Source organism: Haloferax sp. SDI50, assembly GCF_059802635.1.
Map to the genome: position 1 here is coordinate 331,738 of NZ_JBPULL010000001.1, position 17,498 is coordinate 349,235.

Sequence of the window (17,498 nt, forward strand, 5' to 3'; positions counted from 1 at the left end):
ATGCGAGACTACATCCGCGAGGCGGACGAGGCGCTCCGCGGCACCTACGAGGAGCCGATGAGCCTCGGCGAGTACGTCGACGCCGCGTTCGAGTCGCCGTCTATCGCCTCGCACGCGTCGAAGTATCTCTTGGAAGCCATCGAGTCGATGGGGACCAGACAGGTGGTCGAACAGGGCGAGGAAAAACAGCGCTACCGCTTTTTCGACGACCCCGCCAACGACGGCGAGCACGCGGTCCTCGGCAACACGGAGGTGCTCAACGCCTTCGTCGACGACCTGCGGACCATCGCCGCCGACCGCGGCAAAGCCGAGAAAATCGTCTGGTTCGACGGCCCGACGGCCACGGGGAAATCGGAGTTGAAACGCTGTCTCATCAACGGGCTTCGGGAGTACTCGAAGACCGACGCGGGGCGGCGCTACACCGTCGAGTGGAACGTCGCCAACGCCGACGACACCCGCGGGCTGTCCTACGGCGGCGAGGTCGACGCCGACGACGAGGACTGGTACGAGAGCCCGGTCCAGTCGCACCCGCTTTCGGTGTTCCCCGCCGACGTGCGCAAGCGACTGCTGTCCGACCTCAACAGCAGGAACGGCGACCACATCCCCGTGGACGTGGACGAGGACCTCGACCCGTTCTGTCTGGAGGCGTACACCTACCTCGAAGAGGAGTTCCGCCGGGCGGGGAAACCCGACCTCTTCAGCGCCGTCACCGACCCGAAACACCTCCGGGTGAAGAACTACGTCGTCGATGTCGGCCGCGGCGTCGGCGTCCTCCACTCGGAGGACGACGGCTCGCCCAAGGAGCGACTGGTGGGGTCGTGGATGCCGAGCATGCTCCGCGAACTGAACTCCCGCGGGCGCAAGAACCCGCAGGCGTTCAGCTACGACGGCGTGCTCTCGCAGGGCAACGGCCTCCTCACCATCGTCGAGGACGCCACCCAGCACGCCGACCTGCTCCAGAAGCTCCTGAACGTCCCCGACGAGGGGCACGTCAAACTGGACAAGGGTATCGGGATGGACATCGACACCCAGCTCGTCATCATCTCGAATCCGGACCTCGACGCCGAACTCGACAAGTACGCCGACAGGAACGGCCGCGACCCGCTGAAGGCGCTCAAGCGCCGGCTCAACAAACACGAGTTCCGCTACCTGACGAACCTCTCGCTGGAGGCCGAACTCATCCGCCGCGAACTGACCAACGAGACGAGCGTCTGGACCGACGACCCCGAGGCGATGGCCGACCGCGTCGCCGAGGCCGTCGCATTGGACGTCCGCGAGGGACCGGGCGAGGTCCGCACCCGCGAACTCGCGCCCCACACCGTCGAGGCCGCCGCGCTATACAGCGTCGTAACCCGCCTCGACGACGACGACGTGCCGCGCGACCCGGACCTCGAATTCGACCTCGTGGACAAGGCGCTGTTGTTCGACCGCGGCTACCTGCAAGTCGGTGACCAGCGCCGCGAGGTGTCCGCGTTCGAGTTCGTCGGTGACGCCGAGGGGACCCACGGGATTCCCGTGACGTTCACCCGCGATGTCATCGCTGACTTGCTCCACGACCGCATCGACCGCAGACACCCCGACCTCGACGTGTCGTCGGTGGTGATGCCGACCGACGTGCTCGACGAGATGGTCGCAGAACTCTCGGACGCGCCCGTGTTCTCGCGGGCGGAGTCCTCGGAGTACGAGGGCCGCATCGCGGCCGTCAAATCGTACATCTTCGACCAGCAGGAGGCCGACGTGCTCGACGCGCTCCTCGCGGACAAAGGGGTCGAGCGCGAGACGGTCGAGGAGTACGTCGAACACGTCTACGCGTGGGCGTCCGACGGACAGATAGAGACCGAACGCGGGCCGGTCGACCCCGACCCGCTTCTGATGAAACTGTTCGAGACCGAGCACCTCGGGCGCTTCTCGCCGGACGACTACGAGGGCAACGAGCCCTCCGAGTCGGTCGAGGAGTTCCGCAACGAGAAGGTCATCACCGCGCTCAACCGCTACGCGTGGGAGAACCGCGACGAGGGCTTTACCGTCTCCGACGTGGACCTCACCGAGATTCCGGTCATCCGGACGGTGCTCGAAACCCACGACTGGGAGGACGTGCGCCGACTGTTTTCCGACCTCGACCCCCGTCAGTGGGACGACCCGCCGGCGAACACCGAGACGGCGCGGGTGAAAGCCCGCACCATCGACGAACTGGTCGACCGCGGCTACACCGCCGCGTCGGCCGAACTGACCAGCCGTGCCGTGATGAAGGAGGTGAGCCACACATGGGACTGAGAGACGACCTCGAACGATTCCGCGAAGTGGGCGAAGAGCGCCGCGAAGACCTCAAGGAGTTCATCTCCTACGGCGACCTCGGTGCGTCCGGGTCGAAAGACATCAAGATTCCAATCAAGGTCGTGGACCTGCCGGAGTTCAAGTACGACCGCCTCGACATGGGCGGCGTCGGGCAGGGGAAAGGCGGCACGCCCGACGTGGGCCAGCCGCTCGGCCAGCCCGAGCCCGGCGACGGCGACGGCGAAGACGGCGACCCCGGCGAGGAGGGGGCCGAACACGAGTACTACGAGATGGACCCCGAGCAGTTCGCAGAGGCGTTGGACGAGGAACTCGGCCTCGAACTCGAACCGAAGGGCAAGGAGGTCGTAGAGGAGGTCGAAGGCGACTTCACCGACATCACCCGGAGCGGCCCCCACAGCACCCTCGACTTCGAGCGCCTGTTCAAGGAGGGCCTGAAGCGCAAGCTGGCGATGGACTTCGACGAGGAGTTCGTCCGCGAGGCGATGAAAGTCGAGGGCACCACCGCCCGCGAGGTGTTCGAGTGGTGCCGCGAGAACAACATCCTCGTCTCGATGGCGTGGATAGAAGACGAGTGGAGCCGCATCCCGGACGACGAACGCGGGACGTGGGCCACCTTCGCGGAGATGGAGGAGAACGTCGAGCGGACGACGGCCATCCAGCGCATCCGCCGGGAAGGGCTCCGCGAGATTCCGTTCCGCCGCGAGGACGAGCGCTACCGCCACCCCGAGGTCATCGAGAAGAAGCAGTCGAACGTCGTGGTCGTCAACATCCGCGACGTGTCGGGGTCGATGCGGGAGACGAAGCGCGAACTCGTCGAGCGCACGTTCACCCCGCTGGACTGGTATCTCACGGGTAAGTACGACCACGCCGAGTTCGTCTACATCGCCCACGACGCCGAGGCGTGGGAGGTCGAACGCGACGAGTTCTTCGGCATCCGCTCGGGCGGCGGGACGCGCATCTCGTCGGCCTACGAGTTGGCGAAGGCGGTCTTAGACGAGCGCTACCCGTGGCGCGAGTGGAACCGCTACGTCTTCGCCGCGGGCGACTCCGAGAACTCCTCGAACGACACGAAAGAGCGAGTCGTCCCGCTCATGCAGGAGATAGACGCGAACCTCCACGCCTACGTGGAGACCCAGCCCGGCGGGACCGCAATCAACGCAACCCACGCGGAAGAGGTCGAACGGAGCCTCGGAGAGCAGGGTAACGTCGTGGTCGCGTACGTCTCGGAGCCCGACGACGTCATCGACGCCATCTACACCATCCTCAGCACGGAGGCGACAGCAGAATGAGTTTCAGACGACACCGCAGAGACGCACAGCGCGAGGCCGCCAGACTCGACGAGCCCGTCCGGGAGGCCGGCGCGCTCGCCAAGAAGCTCGGACTCGACCCCTACCCGGTGAACTACTGGGTGGTCAACTACGACGAGATGAACCAGCTCATCGCCTACGGCGGGTTCCAAGAGCGGTATCCGCACTGGCGGTGGGGGATGACCTACGACCGCCAGCGGAAGACCGACCAGTTCGGCATGGGCAAGGCGTTCGAAATCGTCAACAACGACGACCCGGCGAACGCCTTCCTCCAGGAGTCGAACTCGCTGGCCGACCAGAAGGCCGTCATCACCCACGTCGAGGCGCACTCGGACTTCTTCAAGAACAACCAGTGGTTCGGACTGTTCTCCGACGAGGGGCAGTTCGCCGCGGCCGCGATGCTCGAACGCCACGCCCAGACCATCGAGCGGTACGTCCAGAACCCCGACATCAGCCGCGACGACGTGGAGAAGTTCATCGACGCCGTGCTCTGTCTGGAAGACACCATCGACCAGCACCGAACCATCCGCGAGGCCGCCGCCGACGAGGACGGCCGCATCCCCGAGGACATCCGCGCGCAGTTGGACAGCCTCGACATCTCCGACGACGTGCGCCGCGAGGTGTTCGACGACGCGTGGCTCGAAGGGGTCGAAGAAGCCGAACGCGAGGCCGCGAAGCTCACCGACCCCCGGAAGGACGTGCTCGCGTACGTCCGCGAACACGGCATGCGGTACGACGAGGAGACGGGCAAAGCCGAGGAGATGGAGCCGTGGCAGAAAGACGTCCTCGACATGCTCCGCGAGGAGGCGTACTACTTCGCCGCCCAGAAGATGACGAAGGTGATGAACGAGGGCTGGGCGGCCTACTGGGAGTCGCTCATGATGGGCGACGAGCGCTTCGCGGGCACGGACGAGTTCATCACCTACGCCGACCACCAGTCGCGCGTCCTCGGCTCGCCCGGACTCAACCCCTACAAGCTCGGCAAGGAGCTGTGGGAGTACATCGAGAACTCGACGAACCGCGCGGAGGTCGCAGACAAACTCCTGCGCGTGACGGGCGTCACGTGGCGCAACTTCCACGAGACGGTCGACTTCGACGAGGTACAGGAACTGCTCCGGGCGGACCCAGCTATCGACGGCGTCAGCGCCGACTCCCTCGACGAACTGTCCGAACTCGGCCCCGACGACCCGAGAGTCGACCACGAGACTCTCGACAGGGCGCTGTCGGGCGACGACTCGCTCGACCTCGGTGCCTACCCGTGGAAGCTCCTCACCTACGAGGGGCTCGCGGAGCGACACTACTCGCTCGTCAAGTCGCAGAACCGCGGGTTCCTCAGCCGGATTCGGCGCTCCGAACTCGAACAGCTCTCGCGGTATATGTTCGACGACGAGGTGTACGACAGCGTCGAAGACGCCCTCGCCGACGTGGACAAGACCGCCGGCTGGGACCGGATGCGCGAGATTCGCGAGAGCCACAACGACGTGACGTTCCTCGACGCGTTCCTCTCCGAGGAGTTCGTCCGCGCGAACCACTACTTCGCCTACGAGTACTCCCAGTCGTCCCAGCAGTTCCGCGTCTCGTCGTCGGAGTACCGCGACGTGAAAAAGAAGCTCCTGTTCCAGTTCACCAACTTCGGAAAGCCGACTATCGCGGTGTACGACGGCAACTTCGACAACCGCGGGGAGCTCCTCTTGGGCCACCAGTACAACGGCGTCATCCTCGACATGAAGCAGGCGAAGGGGGTCTTAGAGCGCGTCTACCACCTCTGGGGTCGCCCGGTGAACCTGATGACCATCACGAAGGAGTTCGACGAACACGAGGTCGAAGTCGCCCGGCGACGGGGGCGCGAGCCGACGCCAGAAGAGCGAGCTATCCGGATTCGGTACGACGGCGAGTCGTTCGAGGAACACGACCTCGACGCCGAACTGGAAGCGCGCATCGCCGCCGGCGAGGTCGACTACGACACGAAGCCCGATGACTGGCTCTGAGCGGGGCGATGGACGACGCTGACTCGTCGACTCCGCCCGGAGACGAAGAACAGGCGGACGGCTCGCTCGACGAGGCCGACATCCACGACGTGCTCAGAAACGAGCGGCGACGGCTCGCGCTCGAACAGTTGCGCGACGGTGACGGGCCGGAGTCGGTCGGTGACCTCGCGGAGCACATCGCCGAGATAGAGTCCGGCGAGTCGCCGCCCCCGAAGAACGTTCGCCAGAGCGTCTACATATCGCTGCATCAGACTCACCTGCCAAAACTCGATTCGCTCCGCATCGTCGCGTACGACTCGCGGGCGAAGACCGTCTCGCTGGGGTCGAGCGCGGCGGAGCTCGACTACTTCCTGGACGACGCGGAGCCGACGCAAGCTCCCTTCGCGCTCCTGTCGCTCGCGACCTGTCTGGCTGGACTCGCGCTCCTCGTCGCCGGCTGGATGGGCGTCCCCGTCATCGACCGCGTGGACCCGCGGCTCGTCGCCGCACTCGCGCTCACCGCCGTCGCCGTCGTCGCCGGCGCGGAACTCGGATTGTGGACGCGAAGCCGAACGTAGCTCGGAGACACGGCCGCAGTCCGTCCTATTTCACCAGTCCCGAATCCGCCGTTTGACTCAAGTCACCCCCATCCTAAGCGCCGCCGACGATGTCCGAGTCAACTTCGCTCGCGTGGTTCCGCCGCGACCTCCGTCTGCACGACAACGCGGCGTTCGCGGCCGCCTGCGGCGCCGGCCGAGTGGTTCCCGTCTACTGCGTGGACCCGCGCGAGTACGGCGACCGACCGTTCGGCGGGCCCGACTCCTTCGACTTCGAGAAGACCGGCGCGCACCGCGCCCGCTTCCGCCTCGAATCGCTGGCCGACCTGCGGGCGTCGCTCCGCGACCGCGGAAGCGACCTCGTCGTCCGCGAGGGTCGACCCGAGTCCGTTCTCCCCGAGGTGGCCGCCGCCGTCGACGCCGACTTCGTGACGGTCCACACGCGCCCGACGCCCGAGGAGTCGCGCGTCGAAACGGCGGTCGAGCGGGCGCTTCGAGGCGACGGCGTCGAACTCCGGCGCTTCTGGGGGCACACGCTCACTCACCTCGACGACCTCCCGATGGCGCTTTCCGACCTCCCGGACACGTACACGACGTTTCGGAAGGCGGTCGAATCGGCCGCCGAAGACGCCGGGACGGGCGATGCGGCAGCCGGCGACGAGCACGCGAGCGACGGCGACCCCGGTGGTCGCGACCCGCGTTCCGACGTGACCGTCCCGCCGCTTCCCGACGACGCGCCCGACGCGGGCGACCTCCCTGCGGTCTCCGACCTCGTCGGAACCGCGGACGCGAACGCCGACCGCGCTCCCGACGACCGCGGCGTCCTCCCTTTCGACGGCGGCGAGACGGCCGCGCTCGACCGCGTTGAGTCGTACGTCTGGACGGGCGACCACCTCCGGGAGTACAAAGAGACGCGAAACGGGCTGCTCGGAGCCGACTACTCCTCGAAGTTCTCGCCGTGGCTGAACGAGGGCTGTCTCTCGCCGCGGTACGTCAAGGCCGAGGTGGACCGCTACGAGGCCCGCCGAGTCGAAAACGACTCGACGTACTGGCTCGTCTTCGAACTCCGTTGGCGCGACTTCTTCCAGTTCCAGTTCGCCAAACACGGGAGCGACTTCTTCCGCCGCGAGGGCATCCGCGACCGAACCGATATCGACTGGCGACGCGACGACGCGCAGTTCGAGCGCTGGGCGGCGGGGAAAACGGGTATCCCCTTCGTCGACGCGAACATGCGAGAACTGAACGCGACGGGTTACATGTCGAACCGCGGGCGGCAGAACGCGGCGTCGTTCCTCGCCAACGACCTCAGACTGGACTGGCGACGCGGCGCGGCGTACTTCGAGACGCGGCTCGTCGACTACGACCCCGCGTCGAACTACGGCAACTGGGCCTACATCGCGGGCGTCGGAAACGACTCGCGGGACCGCTCGTTCGACGTGCGCTGGCAGGCGACGCGCTACGACGAGGACGCCGAGTACGTGAAGACGTGGCTCCCCGAACTCGACGCCTTACCCGCCGAGTACGCCCACGAGCCGTGGCAACTCAGCGAGGCCGAACAGGCGTCCTACGGCGTCGAGTTGGGCGTGGACTACCCCGAACCGATGGTCGATTTCTCCGATTAGATGCCCCACGCGTCGTCGGTCTCGACGCCGACACGGACCACGGCGACCGCGAGAACCGTCACGAGCGCGAACCCGATGAACGCGAGTCGCGGAATCGTCAGGAGGCCGCCGAGCATCGAATACTGGATGGACGTACACGGGCCGCCGACCGTACAGGTCGCTCCGGGCGCGACTTGCAGGTACGAATGGTAGCCCGAAAGCGCGAGGCCGCCGAGCGAGAGGGGGAGCACCGTCTTCCAGACGCCGGGTCGGTCCTCGACCGCGGCGACCCCGAGCACCACGACGAGCGGGTACATCAGGATGCGCTGGTACCAACAGAGGTCGCAGGGCGTCAGTCCGAGGCCGAGGCTGAAGTAGAGGCTCCCGCTCGTCGCGGCGAGCGCGACGAGCGTTCCCGCGGCGAGCGTGGCGCGCGTCGCGTCCGACACGGTCAGGCGCTCCCGCGACGAGGCGCGCGCCTCGCTCCGCTCGGTCCGTTCGGCTTCGGAGCCGACTGGTGTCGCTCCTCGGGCGGTTCGCCACGGTCTCGTCGAGTCGAGTTGCGTATCATCGCTCGTTGGTCGTGGCGCGACGATAGCCCTCGGCGTACCTCAAGCCATCGGCTCGCCCGGCGAGCCGTCGTCGCTCCGGTCGCACGCCCGCGGTGGTCGCTGGCTGCTCGCGTTGAGGCCGCCAGTCCCGCTCACGGCTGAAAGCCGACGGTAGTGACGATAATCACGCCGACGACGCCGGCGACCACGAGGAGCGCGCTTCGCCGGGCCACCGGCCCGAGGAGCTCCCGGTCGACGCTCGCCGCGAGCGCGACCTTGACCGCGATGCTCGCGGCGGTGCCGGCGAGGACGCCGACGACCGCGGTCGTTCCGCCGATAGTGCCGCCGTCGTAGAGCGTGACGGCGGTCGTAACGACCGACCCGCTCGACACGAGCCCGCCGAGGAAGCTCGTCACGACGAACCCGGTCGCGCCGAAGTACTCCTGTGCCGCCGCGGAGGCGAGCAACACGAGGAGGAAGAAGACGCCGAATCGGAGGGCGCTTTCGAGGCTGAACGGCGACTCGAACGCCACGTCGAGGTCGACGCCCCACTCGCGGGAGTGCAGCGCGTAGCTCACACCCACGAGCGCGACGAGTCCGAGGGGAATCCCCACCTCGACCGCGAGTTCCGGGACGAACACGGCGACGAGCGAGAGGTTCCGAAGCGCCATCGCCGCGTCGGCCATCAGAATCGCGGCGGCCGCGAGCGGCCGAATCGACGGGTTTCGACTGGTCCGCCCGGCTATCTCACCGATGACGGCCGTCGAGTTCACCAGCCCGCCGAAAAAGCCCGTGATGGCGATGCCGCGCTCGCCGTACCGGCGGATGATGACGTAGTTGACGAAGCCGATTGCGCTCACCGCGACGACGAGCAGCCAGACGGTCCGGGGGTTGACGGCGTCCCACGGACCGACCTGTCCTTCGGGGAGCAACGGGTAGACGACGAACGCGATGATGGCGAACTCGACGGCGCTTCGGACCTCGTCGGTCGTCAGTCGCCGCGCGAACCCGTGGAGTTCGCGCCGCAGAACTAACAGGAGCGACGAGGTGAGCGCGACGACGACCCCCTCGATGACGAAGCCGCTGACGACCGCCGCGCCGACCGCGTAGGCGACCAGAAGCGACGTGGACGTGGTGAGCGAGAGGCTCACGCCGAGGTCGTCTAATCGAGCGGCGCTGTCAGCGGTGCTGTCGTCGTCGCGGCGGGCATCGGACTCGTCGCCGGTGTCGGCGTCGGCGTCGTCCTGCGAGTCGGCTCCGTCGCCCCGCCCGTTCGGCCCGCGGTCGAACAGCCCGCGACTCCCGAGCAACACCGCCTGGACGACCACCAACAGACCTCCGACCGCGAGGAGGATGTCGCTCCCGACTGCGACGGCGATGCCGCCGAGGAGGCTCGTCAGGGTGAACGTTCGAACGCCGGCGCTCTTTTTCGACCGCTCGCGCTCTAAGCCGAGGAACATCCCTAACGCCGCCGCGACGAACAGGCGGACGATGACGGGGTTGACCTGCGAGGTGAACTCTTCGACCATCACCGAGCCTCCGCATCTCCGTGTCCCATGCTATCGTGTGTAGTTTAATTGCTATCGTTAAAAACGTGCAAGCTAATCGAGTCGGTCTGCGGCGAACGGGTCGGCCAAGACGTGAATCGTAGTCGCTCGCACTTCGAAGGTAGTTCAGCAGGGAACTGCTCGGTCGGTGATTTGAACTCCCCTCGCAACACGTTGCTCGCTAGTTCAACATCTCCTGTGTCGCCGCATTCGGTTTCACAGAATCGAGAGACACAGAAACCACTCAGAGGCCTGTGTCCGACAGAAGTGCTCGGTCAGGGATTTGAACCTCAGTCGCAGCAAGCCGCTCCCTGTTTCAAATCCCCTACCCTCCGCTCCCTCTTCGTCACGTTGTTCCTCAGAGAAGTGCTCGGTCAGGGATTTGAACCCTGGTCCTCGGCTCGAAAGGCCAAGATGATTGGCCGGACTACACCAACCGAGCGTCTGCATTCACGAGTGGTCGTTGGACTATTTTAAGCGTTGCGTTCCATCGTGGGTGAGTGAGAGGAACCCACCCACGACGGCCGATTACTCGCCCGTGAACTCGGGGTCGCGGTCGCTCGTGAAGGCGGCGACGCCCTCCATCAGGTCCGAGGTGGTAAACAGCAGGCCGAACGCCTGCGCTTCGACTTCCAGTCCCGAATCAGTGTCTTCCCAGCCGTTGTGCATGGCGCGCTTGGTGTAGCGCTGGGCGACCGGCGGACCCTGTGCGAACCGCTTCGCGTACTCGAAGGCCCGTTCTTCGAAGTCGTCGTCGTTCTCGACGACCTCGTTGATGAAGCCGTAGTCGGCCATCGTCTCGGCGTCGTAGCGGTCGGCGCTGAAGATAATCTCCTTCGCGCGGCCGGTGCCGACGATGCGCTGGAGGCGGACCGTGCCGCCCCAGCCGGGGAGGAGCCCGAGGTTGTGTTCTGGCTGGCCGAGTTCGGAGCGCTCCGTGGCGATGCGGAGGTCGGCGCACATGGCGAGTTCCATCCCGCCGCCGAGACAGAAGCCGTCGATGCCGGCGACGACCGGCTTGTCGAGCTCCTCAAGCTTTCCGAACGTCTGTTGGCCCTTCCGCGAGATTTCGACGCCCTCGACGGGGTCGCCGCCGCCCGCGGCGATGCTGGTCACGTCGGCACCGGCGGAGAACGCGCGGTCGCCGGCCCCCGTGAGAAGCACGGCGCGGACCTCGTCGTCGTCGGCGAGGGTGTCGAGCGCCTCGGAGAGTTCGTCCATCAGTTCGACGCTGATGGTGTTGAGTCGGTGCGGCCGGTCGAGAGTGATGTGGCCGACACCGTCGCGCACCTCGACGGCGATGGCGTCGAACGCGGGAGCGTCGCCGGATTCGTCCTCGCCGCCGTCGCCGTAGAACCCTCCGCCCGACTGGGCGAGGTCGCGGAGGTAGTCGACGGCTTCGTAGCGCGCTTCGCCGGTCTCGTCGTGGAGTTCGTCGAGGGCGTCGACGAGGGTGGCGATGCCGGCGCTGTCGGCCATCTTCGCCGGGCCGTCGGGGAAGCGCCCGCCGAGTTTGACCGCGCGGTCGATGGCGGCCGGGTCGGCCACGTCGTTGCCGACGAGACCGGCGACCTCGTTCGCCATGACGCCGAGGAGTCGGTTCTTGACCGCTTCGCTCCCCTCGTCGTGGGGGATTTCAGCGCCCGCGCCGTCCTCGTAGTCGTAGAAGCCCGCACCGGTCTTCTGGCCGAGGTCGCCTTCTTCGACCTTCTCCGAGAGGAGCGGACACGGTTCGTAGGCGTCGCCGAGCACCTCGTGCATATATTCGAGGACGTGGTAGCCCACGTCGATGCCGACGTAGTCAGCGAGTTCGAAACTCCCCATCGGGAGGCCCATGTCGTACTTCGTCGTGGCGTCCACTTCGGCCATCGTCGCGTCGCCCGCGTGGACAATCCACGCCGCCTCGTTCATCAGCGGGACGAGGATACGGTTCACGATGAAGCCGGGGCTGTCCTTGCGGACGCGGACGGGCGTCTTGCCCATCGACTCGGCGAGGTCTTCGACGAGGTCGAGCGTCTCGTCGGCGGTGTGCGCGCCGGAGATGACCTCGACGAGGTCCATGCGGACCGGCGGGTTGAAAAAGTGCATCCCGCAGAAGCGCTCGGGGCGCTCCGTGACCTCGGAGAGTTCGGTGATAGAGAGACTGGAGGTGTTGGTGGCGAACACCGCGTGGTCGGGGGCGTACTCCTCCAACTCGGCGTACACCTCCTTTTTGATGGCCATCTTCTCGGGGACGGCCTCGATGACCACGTCGGCGTCGGCGACGGCCTCGTCGAGGTCCACCGCGGTCGAGACGCGGGCGAGCGCGGCGTCGGCGTCGTCTTGCGACAGTCGGTCCTTCTCGGCGAGTTTGTTCAGCGACCACTCGATTTGGTCGTAGCCCTGCTGGACGAACTCGTCTTCGATGTCGCGCAGGACGACGTCGTAGCCGGCGAGGGCCGCGACCTCCGCGATGCCGTGGCCCATGTTGCCCGCTCCGAGCACGGTGATACTGTCGACGTCAGCTACGTTCATGGAAGAACGTTACACTGCGTCGCGGTTTCAACGTTTCCCTCGCGTGAAATGTAAACTCAGATTGTGTTTATTCGATTAACGGTCTACGTGGGTGCAGTCTATCGATTACTCGGACTAGACTCCGTTTCCACCCAGTCGAAGTTAGTCCACGCACCGCCAGAGATACCGGCTGGCGTAGCTCCGATAGGGTGCCCATCGCTCGGCGCGCTCGCGCATCTCGCCGCGGGAGACGGCGTCGCGCTCGAACCCGAAGACGTGTTCCATGCCGCGCCGAATCCCGAGGTCTTCGACCGGGAACACGTCCTCGCGGGCGAGCACGAAGATGAGGAACATCTTGGCGGTCCAGTCACCGACGCCGCGAATCTCGGTGAGCGCCGCGACGACCTCGCCGTCGTCCATCTCTCGTAGCGACTCGGCCGACAGGCCGTCTCGGAACGCGTCGGCGACGTTGCGGACGTAGCCAACTTTCTGGTTCGAGAGGCCGCAATCGCGCAGAACGGCCTCGTCGGCGGCCAGTATCCCCTCGGGGGTAATCTCGACGCGGTCGAACAGGCGGTCTCGAATCGTCGCCGCCGCGGTCGTCGAGAGCTGTTGGTTGACAATCGAGACGACCAGTCGCTCGAAGGGGTCGTCGGCGGGGTCGAGCGAGAGCGGGCCGTGTTCGTCGACCACGTCACCGAGGTGCGGGTCCGCCCGGAGTTCGCGGTAGGCGTCGTCGCTCATCGACTCGTGGTTGAGTCGTCGGGGAGAAAAGTGCGCGTGTCTCGGGTGCTCGGATGCGGTCGCCCGTCGTTCGACGGGGGTGACCGCGCTGGTGGCCCGGTGTGGCGAGCCGACTTACTCTTCGAGGAGTTCTTCTTCCTCGTCGTCGCTGTCGTTTCGGTCGGCGTTGGCGCGGCGGCGCACGTCGACGCGGTAGTGTTCGAGGATGTCGCGGCCGAGCAGCAGCGGGTAGTCCATGTGCGAGCGGTCCTCGACGCTGGCGGTCACGGTGTGCTGGGTGCCGCCGATACCGATGACGAGGTCGACCACGGGGCGGGCCTTCCCGCTCTTGAGGCTCCCGGACTTCACGCGCGTCATGCTCTTAATCGGCCCCGCGCCGATTTCGGCGGCGAGGCTCGTGTCGATGCTCGTCCGGGTCGCGCCGGTGTCGGACTTCGCGAGGGTCTGCTGGGAGCCGCTGGTCCCGTTGACGACGACCTCCTCGATGTAGCCGATGAGGGGCGCTTCGCCGTCGATGATGGGCGACTCGTTGGGGGCACACGAGGGGACGGAGTCGTCGAGCGTCGCCGACAGTTCCTCGACGCGCGTCTCGTCGACCTCGCCGCCCGCGCGCTCGATTGCGAGCTTCGCGATGTGCGGCGCGGGGCTCTTGCCCGTCGCCTGATAGAGGCCCTTGAAGCCGGCCGTCGGGTTGGCTTCGAGGACGAACCAGCCGTCGTCGCCCTCGACGAGGTCGACGCCGACGTAGTCCATCTCCATCACTTCGGCCGTGTAGAGCGCAGTTTCCCGCGCTTCCTCGGGCATCTCGTCGGTCGCGTCGAGCACGTCGCCGCCGAGGGCGACGTTGGTCCGCCAGTCGCCGTCCGGTGCGTAGCGGTACATCGCGCCGATGATTTCGCCGTCGACGATGTAGACGCGCAGGTCGCGGTGGCGGTCGCCGTCGCGGTCGATGAGCTTCTGGAGGAACGCCTGCCGGTTTCCGACCTTCGGGTTGACGGGCTCGGTCAGGTCGACCTTCCACGTCCCGCCGCCGTGGGTACCGATGGCGGACTTGTAGACGCCCACGTCGCCGAAGCGCTCGCGGCCCTTGTTCAGCCGGTCGTTCGAGAGCGCGAGGAGCGCGTCGGGCACCTGGATGTTCCAGTTGGCGAGCGTCGCGGCCGTGGCGAACTTGTGGATGGCCGCGAGAACCGCGTCCGGCTCGTTGAGCATCGGTCGGATGCGGTTGAACGTCGTCGCCAATCCGAGCAGTTCGGCGGGTTCCTCGGTGTTCGACAGGAGCAGTCGGTTCGCGATGATGTCCACCTCAGGCTCGACTGTCACCTCGCCGTCTTCGATGCTGACCGCCGCGTTCTCCCGACGGAGCCACACCGGCTCGTGACCGAGGTCTTCGACCGCGTTGAGGATTGCCTTCGTCTCCTTGCTGTTGTGCAGAGAAAGCACGCCGACACGCACGGCGTCGTCTGTGGTGGACATACTCAGTTGATATCCTCCCGGTTTCAAAGACATGACGGTCGAGAGCCGGCCGCCCGCGATTCGCAGCCGCGAGGACGGCGTCGGGCGGTCCGTCGCGACCGTTTATAACCCCGGCCCTCCCATCGCATCACATGGCCGACAACGAGGCCTTCACCTACAACGGCGGGAAGGTCGAGCCGGGCGAGACACAGGACATCCGGTACGGCATCTCCGAGACGTATCTCGGGGACCCGGTTCGCATCCCCGTCACCATCATCAACGGGGAGCGGGCGGGACCGACCGTGTTCCTCTCCGCCGCCGCCCACGGCGACGAACTGAACGGTATCGAGGTCGTCCGCGAGGTGGCCTACGAGTGGGACCTCGCGGACCTCGCGGGCACGCTCGTCTGTATGCCGGTGATGAACGTCCCCGCCTTTCTCGCCCAACAGCGGTACCTCCCCATCTACGACCGCGACCTGAACCGGTCGTTTCCGGGCTCCGAGACCTCGACGGGGGCCAAGCGGATGGCCCACCGCATCTACCAGAACTTCATCGCACCCTGCGACCTCGGCATCGACTTCCACACCTCGACGCGGGGGCGAACTAACATGCTCCACGTCCGCGCGGACATGTCAGACCCCGCCGTCGCGCGCCTCGCCAACGCCTTCGGCTCGCACGTCATCATCGACAGTTCCGGGTCCAGCGGGATGCTCCGAACCGAGTCGTCGGAGAACGGGACGCCGGCGATAACCGTCGAGATGGGCGAGGCCCACCGCTTCCAGCGCGAACTCATCGACGAGGCGCTCGCGGGCGTCGAGAGCGTTTTCGCCGAGTACGGCCTCCGTGGGACCTCGACGGTCAACTGGCCGGGCTGGCGGACCGTCATCTCGGACGAAAACGAGAAGACGTGGCTCCGCGCCGACGCGGGCGGCATCGTCGACATGCACCACGACCGCGGCGCGCTCGTCCACGAGGGCGACCGCATCTGCACGATTACGAACCCGTTCAAGGACGACAACGTGACCGTCGTCGCCCCCTTCACGGGCCTGCTCGTCGGCGTCCTCGAAAACCCGGTCGTCTACCCCGGTAACCCGCTTTGCCACCTCGTCGAACTCAAGGACAAGGTGCGGCGCGTCGTCGAGCGCGAGCAGTCCGGCTCCCCCGAAACGACGCGCTGAGGCCGTCCGGCGCGACTCGGGACGCTCGGGGGCGGCGATTTTTTCCGACCTTCACGAAACTCCATACACGTAAGTTCTATACCCTCCCCTTCCCGACACTCACAAGAGCATGAGTCAGTCTTACAATCGGGGCCTCATCGAGGACTTCAGCAGATGGCGGGAGTTCTCGGCCGGCATGTGGGCCTGGATATTCCACAAGTTCACCGGCTGGGTGCTTGTGGGCTATCTCTTCACCCACATCGCCGTGTTGTCGACGGCCCTCTCGGGCGCGACGGCGTACACGAACACGATTCAGGCGCTGGAGAGCCTCCTGGTCGTGCGTATTCTCGAAGTCGGGCTGCTCGCGGTGGCGGTGTTTCACATCCTCAATGGGCTGCGGCTGCTGTTCGTCGACCTGGGCGTCGGGCTGGAAGCACAGGACAAGAGCTTCTACGCGTCGCTCATCCTCACGGGTGTCATCGTCGTCGCGAGCGTCCCCACGTTCCTCTCGGGGGTGAGCCTCTGATGGCGGAGCGCTACACGTCCTTCGAGCCCGGCGGCCGGCGGTGGCTCTGGCAGCGGCTGACCGCCGCCTTCCTCGTCGTGGTGCTGGCGTTCCACTTCTTCCTGCTACACTTCGTCAACCACGCCGACGAAGTGACGTTCGCCCTCTCGCAGGCGCGCATGGAGCAGCTGACGTACTTCTCGCTGATGATCCTGTTCCTCGTCACCGCGACGTTCCACGGGGTCAACGGCGTCTACAACGCCCTCGTCAACCAGGGCCTTTCCGGCACCCGGAAGACGGCGGTCAAGGCGATTCTCGGTCTCGCGAGCGTCCTGCTCATCGTGCAGGGCGTCCGCACGGCCCTCGCGTGGGCCGGAGGTGTTCCCATCTAATGAGCACGCAAGTTCCCGAATCAGTCGAAGAGGAATCGGTCACGGAGACGGCGTCCGCCGGCAAGCAGAAGCGCGACGCGAAAAAGCGCGAGCGCGCCGAGCGCGTCCAAGAACAGCGCGAGGCCGAGGCGGCCGAGAAAGCGCGCTCCGCGGACGACACCTACCACCTCAAGGTCTTCCGCTACGACCCCGAGGTGCCGGAGAAACAGGAACCTCGCTTCGACGATTTCCACGTCCCGTACAAGCAGGGGATGACGATTCTCGACGCCCTCATGTGGGCGCGGGACCACTACGACTCCTCGCTTACCTTCCGGCACTCTTGCCGGCAGGCTATCTGCGGCTCCGACGCGCTGTTCGTCAACGGGTCGCAGCGACTCGGCTGCAAGACCCAGCTGTCGGACCTCTCGGAGCCGATTCGGGTCGAACCGCTCCCGCACTCCGACGTGGTCAAAGACCTCGTCGTCGACATGGAGCACTTCTACGACCAGATGGAGTCGGTCGAGCCGTACTTCCAGACGAACTCGCTTCCCGACGGTGAACTCGACGAGCAGCGCCAGACGCGCGAGAACCGCGAGAAGGTCAAGATGTCCACTCGCTGCATCTGGTGTAGCGCGTGCATGTCCTCGTGTAACATCGCCGCCGGCGACAACGAGTATCTCGGTCCCGCGGCCATCAACAAGGCCTACCGCTTCGCCATGGACGAACGCGAAGGCGAGGACATGAAGCAGCGCCGCCTCGAAATCCTCGAACAGGAACACGGCGTCTGGCGCTGTCAGACCCAGTTCTCCTGTACCGAGGTGTGCCCGAAGGACATCCCCCTCACGGAGCACATCCAGGAACTCAAGCGCGAGGCGATCAAGAACAACCTGAAGTTCTGGTGAACTTCCCGGTGAAACCCTGAAGTTCGACCAACCCTACGACACACCC

General features: G+C 66.2%; 14 protein-coding genes and 1 tRNA gene. 9 read left to right on the forward strand and 6 right to left on the reverse strand.

Translation table 11 applies throughout. The features are described from left to right. From ACSR87_RS01680 to ACSR87_RS01700, 5 genes are all read left to right on the forward strand, one after another. The gene (locus ACSR87_RS01680) at positions 1-2,274 is read left to right on the forward strand and encodes a PrkA family serine protein kinase (RefSeq protein ID WP_498529284.1); all 2,274 of its coding nucleotides are present in this window, start codon (positions 1-3) and stop codon (positions 2,272-2,274) included. Continuing rightward, positions 2,265-3,584 carry a YeaH/YhbH family protein gene (locus ACSR87_RS01685; RefSeq protein WP_498529285.1) on the forward strand — a complete coding sequence of 440 codons (1,320 nt, stop codon included), beginning with the start codon at positions 2,265-2,267 and terminating at the stop codon, positions 3,582-3,584. Before ACSR87_RS01680 ends, ACSR87_RS01685 begins: the two co-directional genes overlap by 10 nt. Continuing rightward, complete coding sequence (locus tag ACSR87_RS01690; RefSeq protein ID WP_498529286.1) at positions 3,581-5,590, forward strand: SpoVR family protein; 2,010 nt, start codon at positions 3,581-3,583, stop codon at positions 5,588-5,590. Before ACSR87_RS01685 ends, ACSR87_RS01690 begins: the two co-directional genes overlap by 4 nt. An 8-nt stretch (positions 5,591-5,598) precedes the next feature. After that, positions 5,599-6,147, forward strand: coding sequence for a DUF7344 domain-containing protein (locus ACSR87_RS01695; RefSeq protein ID WP_498529287.1), 549 nt, complete (start codon positions 5,599-5,601; stop codon positions 6,145-6,147). An 89-nt stretch (positions 6,148-6,236) separates the two neighbouring features. Next, positions 6,237-7,748, forward strand: coding sequence for a DASH family cryptochrome (locus ACSR87_RS01700; RefSeq protein ID WP_498529288.1), 1,512 nt, complete (start codon positions 6,237-6,239; stop codon positions 7,746-7,748). Here ACSR87_RS01700 and ACSR87_RS01705 read toward each other — a convergent pair. The 6 genes from ACSR87_RS01705 to ACSR87_RS01730 form a co-directional block, all read right to left on the reverse strand. Then, positions 7,745-8,176, reverse strand: coding sequence for a disulfide bond formation protein B (locus tag ACSR87_RS01705; protein ID WP_498529289.1), 432 nt, complete (start codon positions 8,174-8,176; stop codon positions 7,745-7,747). The genes ACSR87_RS01700 and ACSR87_RS01705 overlap by 4 nt on opposite strands. 254 nt (positions 8,177-8,430) lie before the next feature. Further along, complete coding sequence (locus ACSR87_RS01710) at positions 8,431-9,807, reverse strand: MgtC/SapB family protein (protein ID WP_498529290.1); 1,377 nt, start codon at positions 9,805-9,807, stop codon at positions 8,431-8,433. A gap of 385 nt (positions 9,808-10,192) precedes the next feature. After that, positions 10,193-10,267: transfer RNA gene (locus ACSR87_RS01715), tRNA-Glu, on the reverse strand. 86 nt (positions 10,268-10,353) lie between these two features. Beyond that, positions 10,354-12,339 carry a 3-hydroxyacyl-CoA dehydrogenase/enoyl-CoA hydratase family protein gene (locus tag ACSR87_RS01720; protein WP_498529291.1) on the reverse strand — a complete coding sequence of 662 codons (1,986 nt, stop codon included), beginning with the start codon at positions 12,337-12,339 and terminating at the stop codon, positions 10,354-10,356. 141 nt (positions 12,340-12,480) lie between these two features. Next, positions 12,481-13,062: a DNA-3-methyladenine glycosylase family protein gene (locus ACSR87_RS01725; RefSeq protein ID WP_498529292.1), complete on the reverse strand. Its 582-nt coding sequence runs from the start codon at positions 13,060-13,062 to the stop codon at positions 12,481-12,483. A 114-nt stretch (positions 13,063-13,176) separates the two neighbouring features. Beyond that, on the reverse strand, positions 13,177-14,538 hold the full coding sequence (locus tag ACSR87_RS01730; RefSeq protein ID WP_498529293.1) for a putative ATP-dependent zinc protease: 1,362 nt from the start codon (positions 14,536-14,538) through the stop codon (positions 13,177-13,179). Between the two features lie 131 nt (positions 14,539-14,669). On the opposite strand from ACSR87_RS01730, the gene ACSR87_RS01735 reads away from it, so the two are divergent. The 4 genes from ACSR87_RS01735 (at position 14,670) to ACSR87_RS01750 (ending at position 17,452) form a co-directional block, all read left to right on the forward strand. Then, positions 14,670-15,695: a succinylglutamate desuccinylase/aspartoacylase family protein gene (locus ACSR87_RS01735; RefSeq protein WP_008576193.1), complete on the forward strand. Its 1,026-nt coding sequence runs from the start codon at positions 14,670-14,672 to the stop codon at positions 15,693-15,695. Positions 15,696-15,804: 109 nt separating this feature from the next. Continuing rightward, entirely contained in the window at positions 15,805-16,200 is a 396-nt protein-coding gene (sdhC, locus tag ACSR87_RS01740) for a succinate dehydrogenase, cytochrome b556 subunit (RefSeq protein ID WP_008576191.1), read from the forward strand. Then, positions 16,200-16,571: a succinate dehydrogenase hydrophobic membrane anchor subunit gene (locus tag ACSR87_RS01745; RefSeq protein ID WP_008094908.1), complete on the forward strand. Its 372-nt coding sequence runs from the start codon at positions 16,200-16,202 to the stop codon at positions 16,569-16,571. The genes sdhC and ACSR87_RS01745 overlap by 1 nt, the downstream gene beginning before the upstream one ends. Beyond that, positions 16,571-17,452, forward strand: coding sequence for a succinate dehydrogenase/fumarate reductase iron-sulfur subunit (locus ACSR87_RS01750; RefSeq protein ID WP_008576189.1), 882 nt, complete (start codon positions 16,571-16,573; stop codon positions 17,450-17,452). The genes ACSR87_RS01745 and ACSR87_RS01750 overlap by 1 nt, the downstream gene beginning before the upstream one ends. The last annotated feature ends 46 nt before the right edge of the window (positions 17,453-17,498 follow it).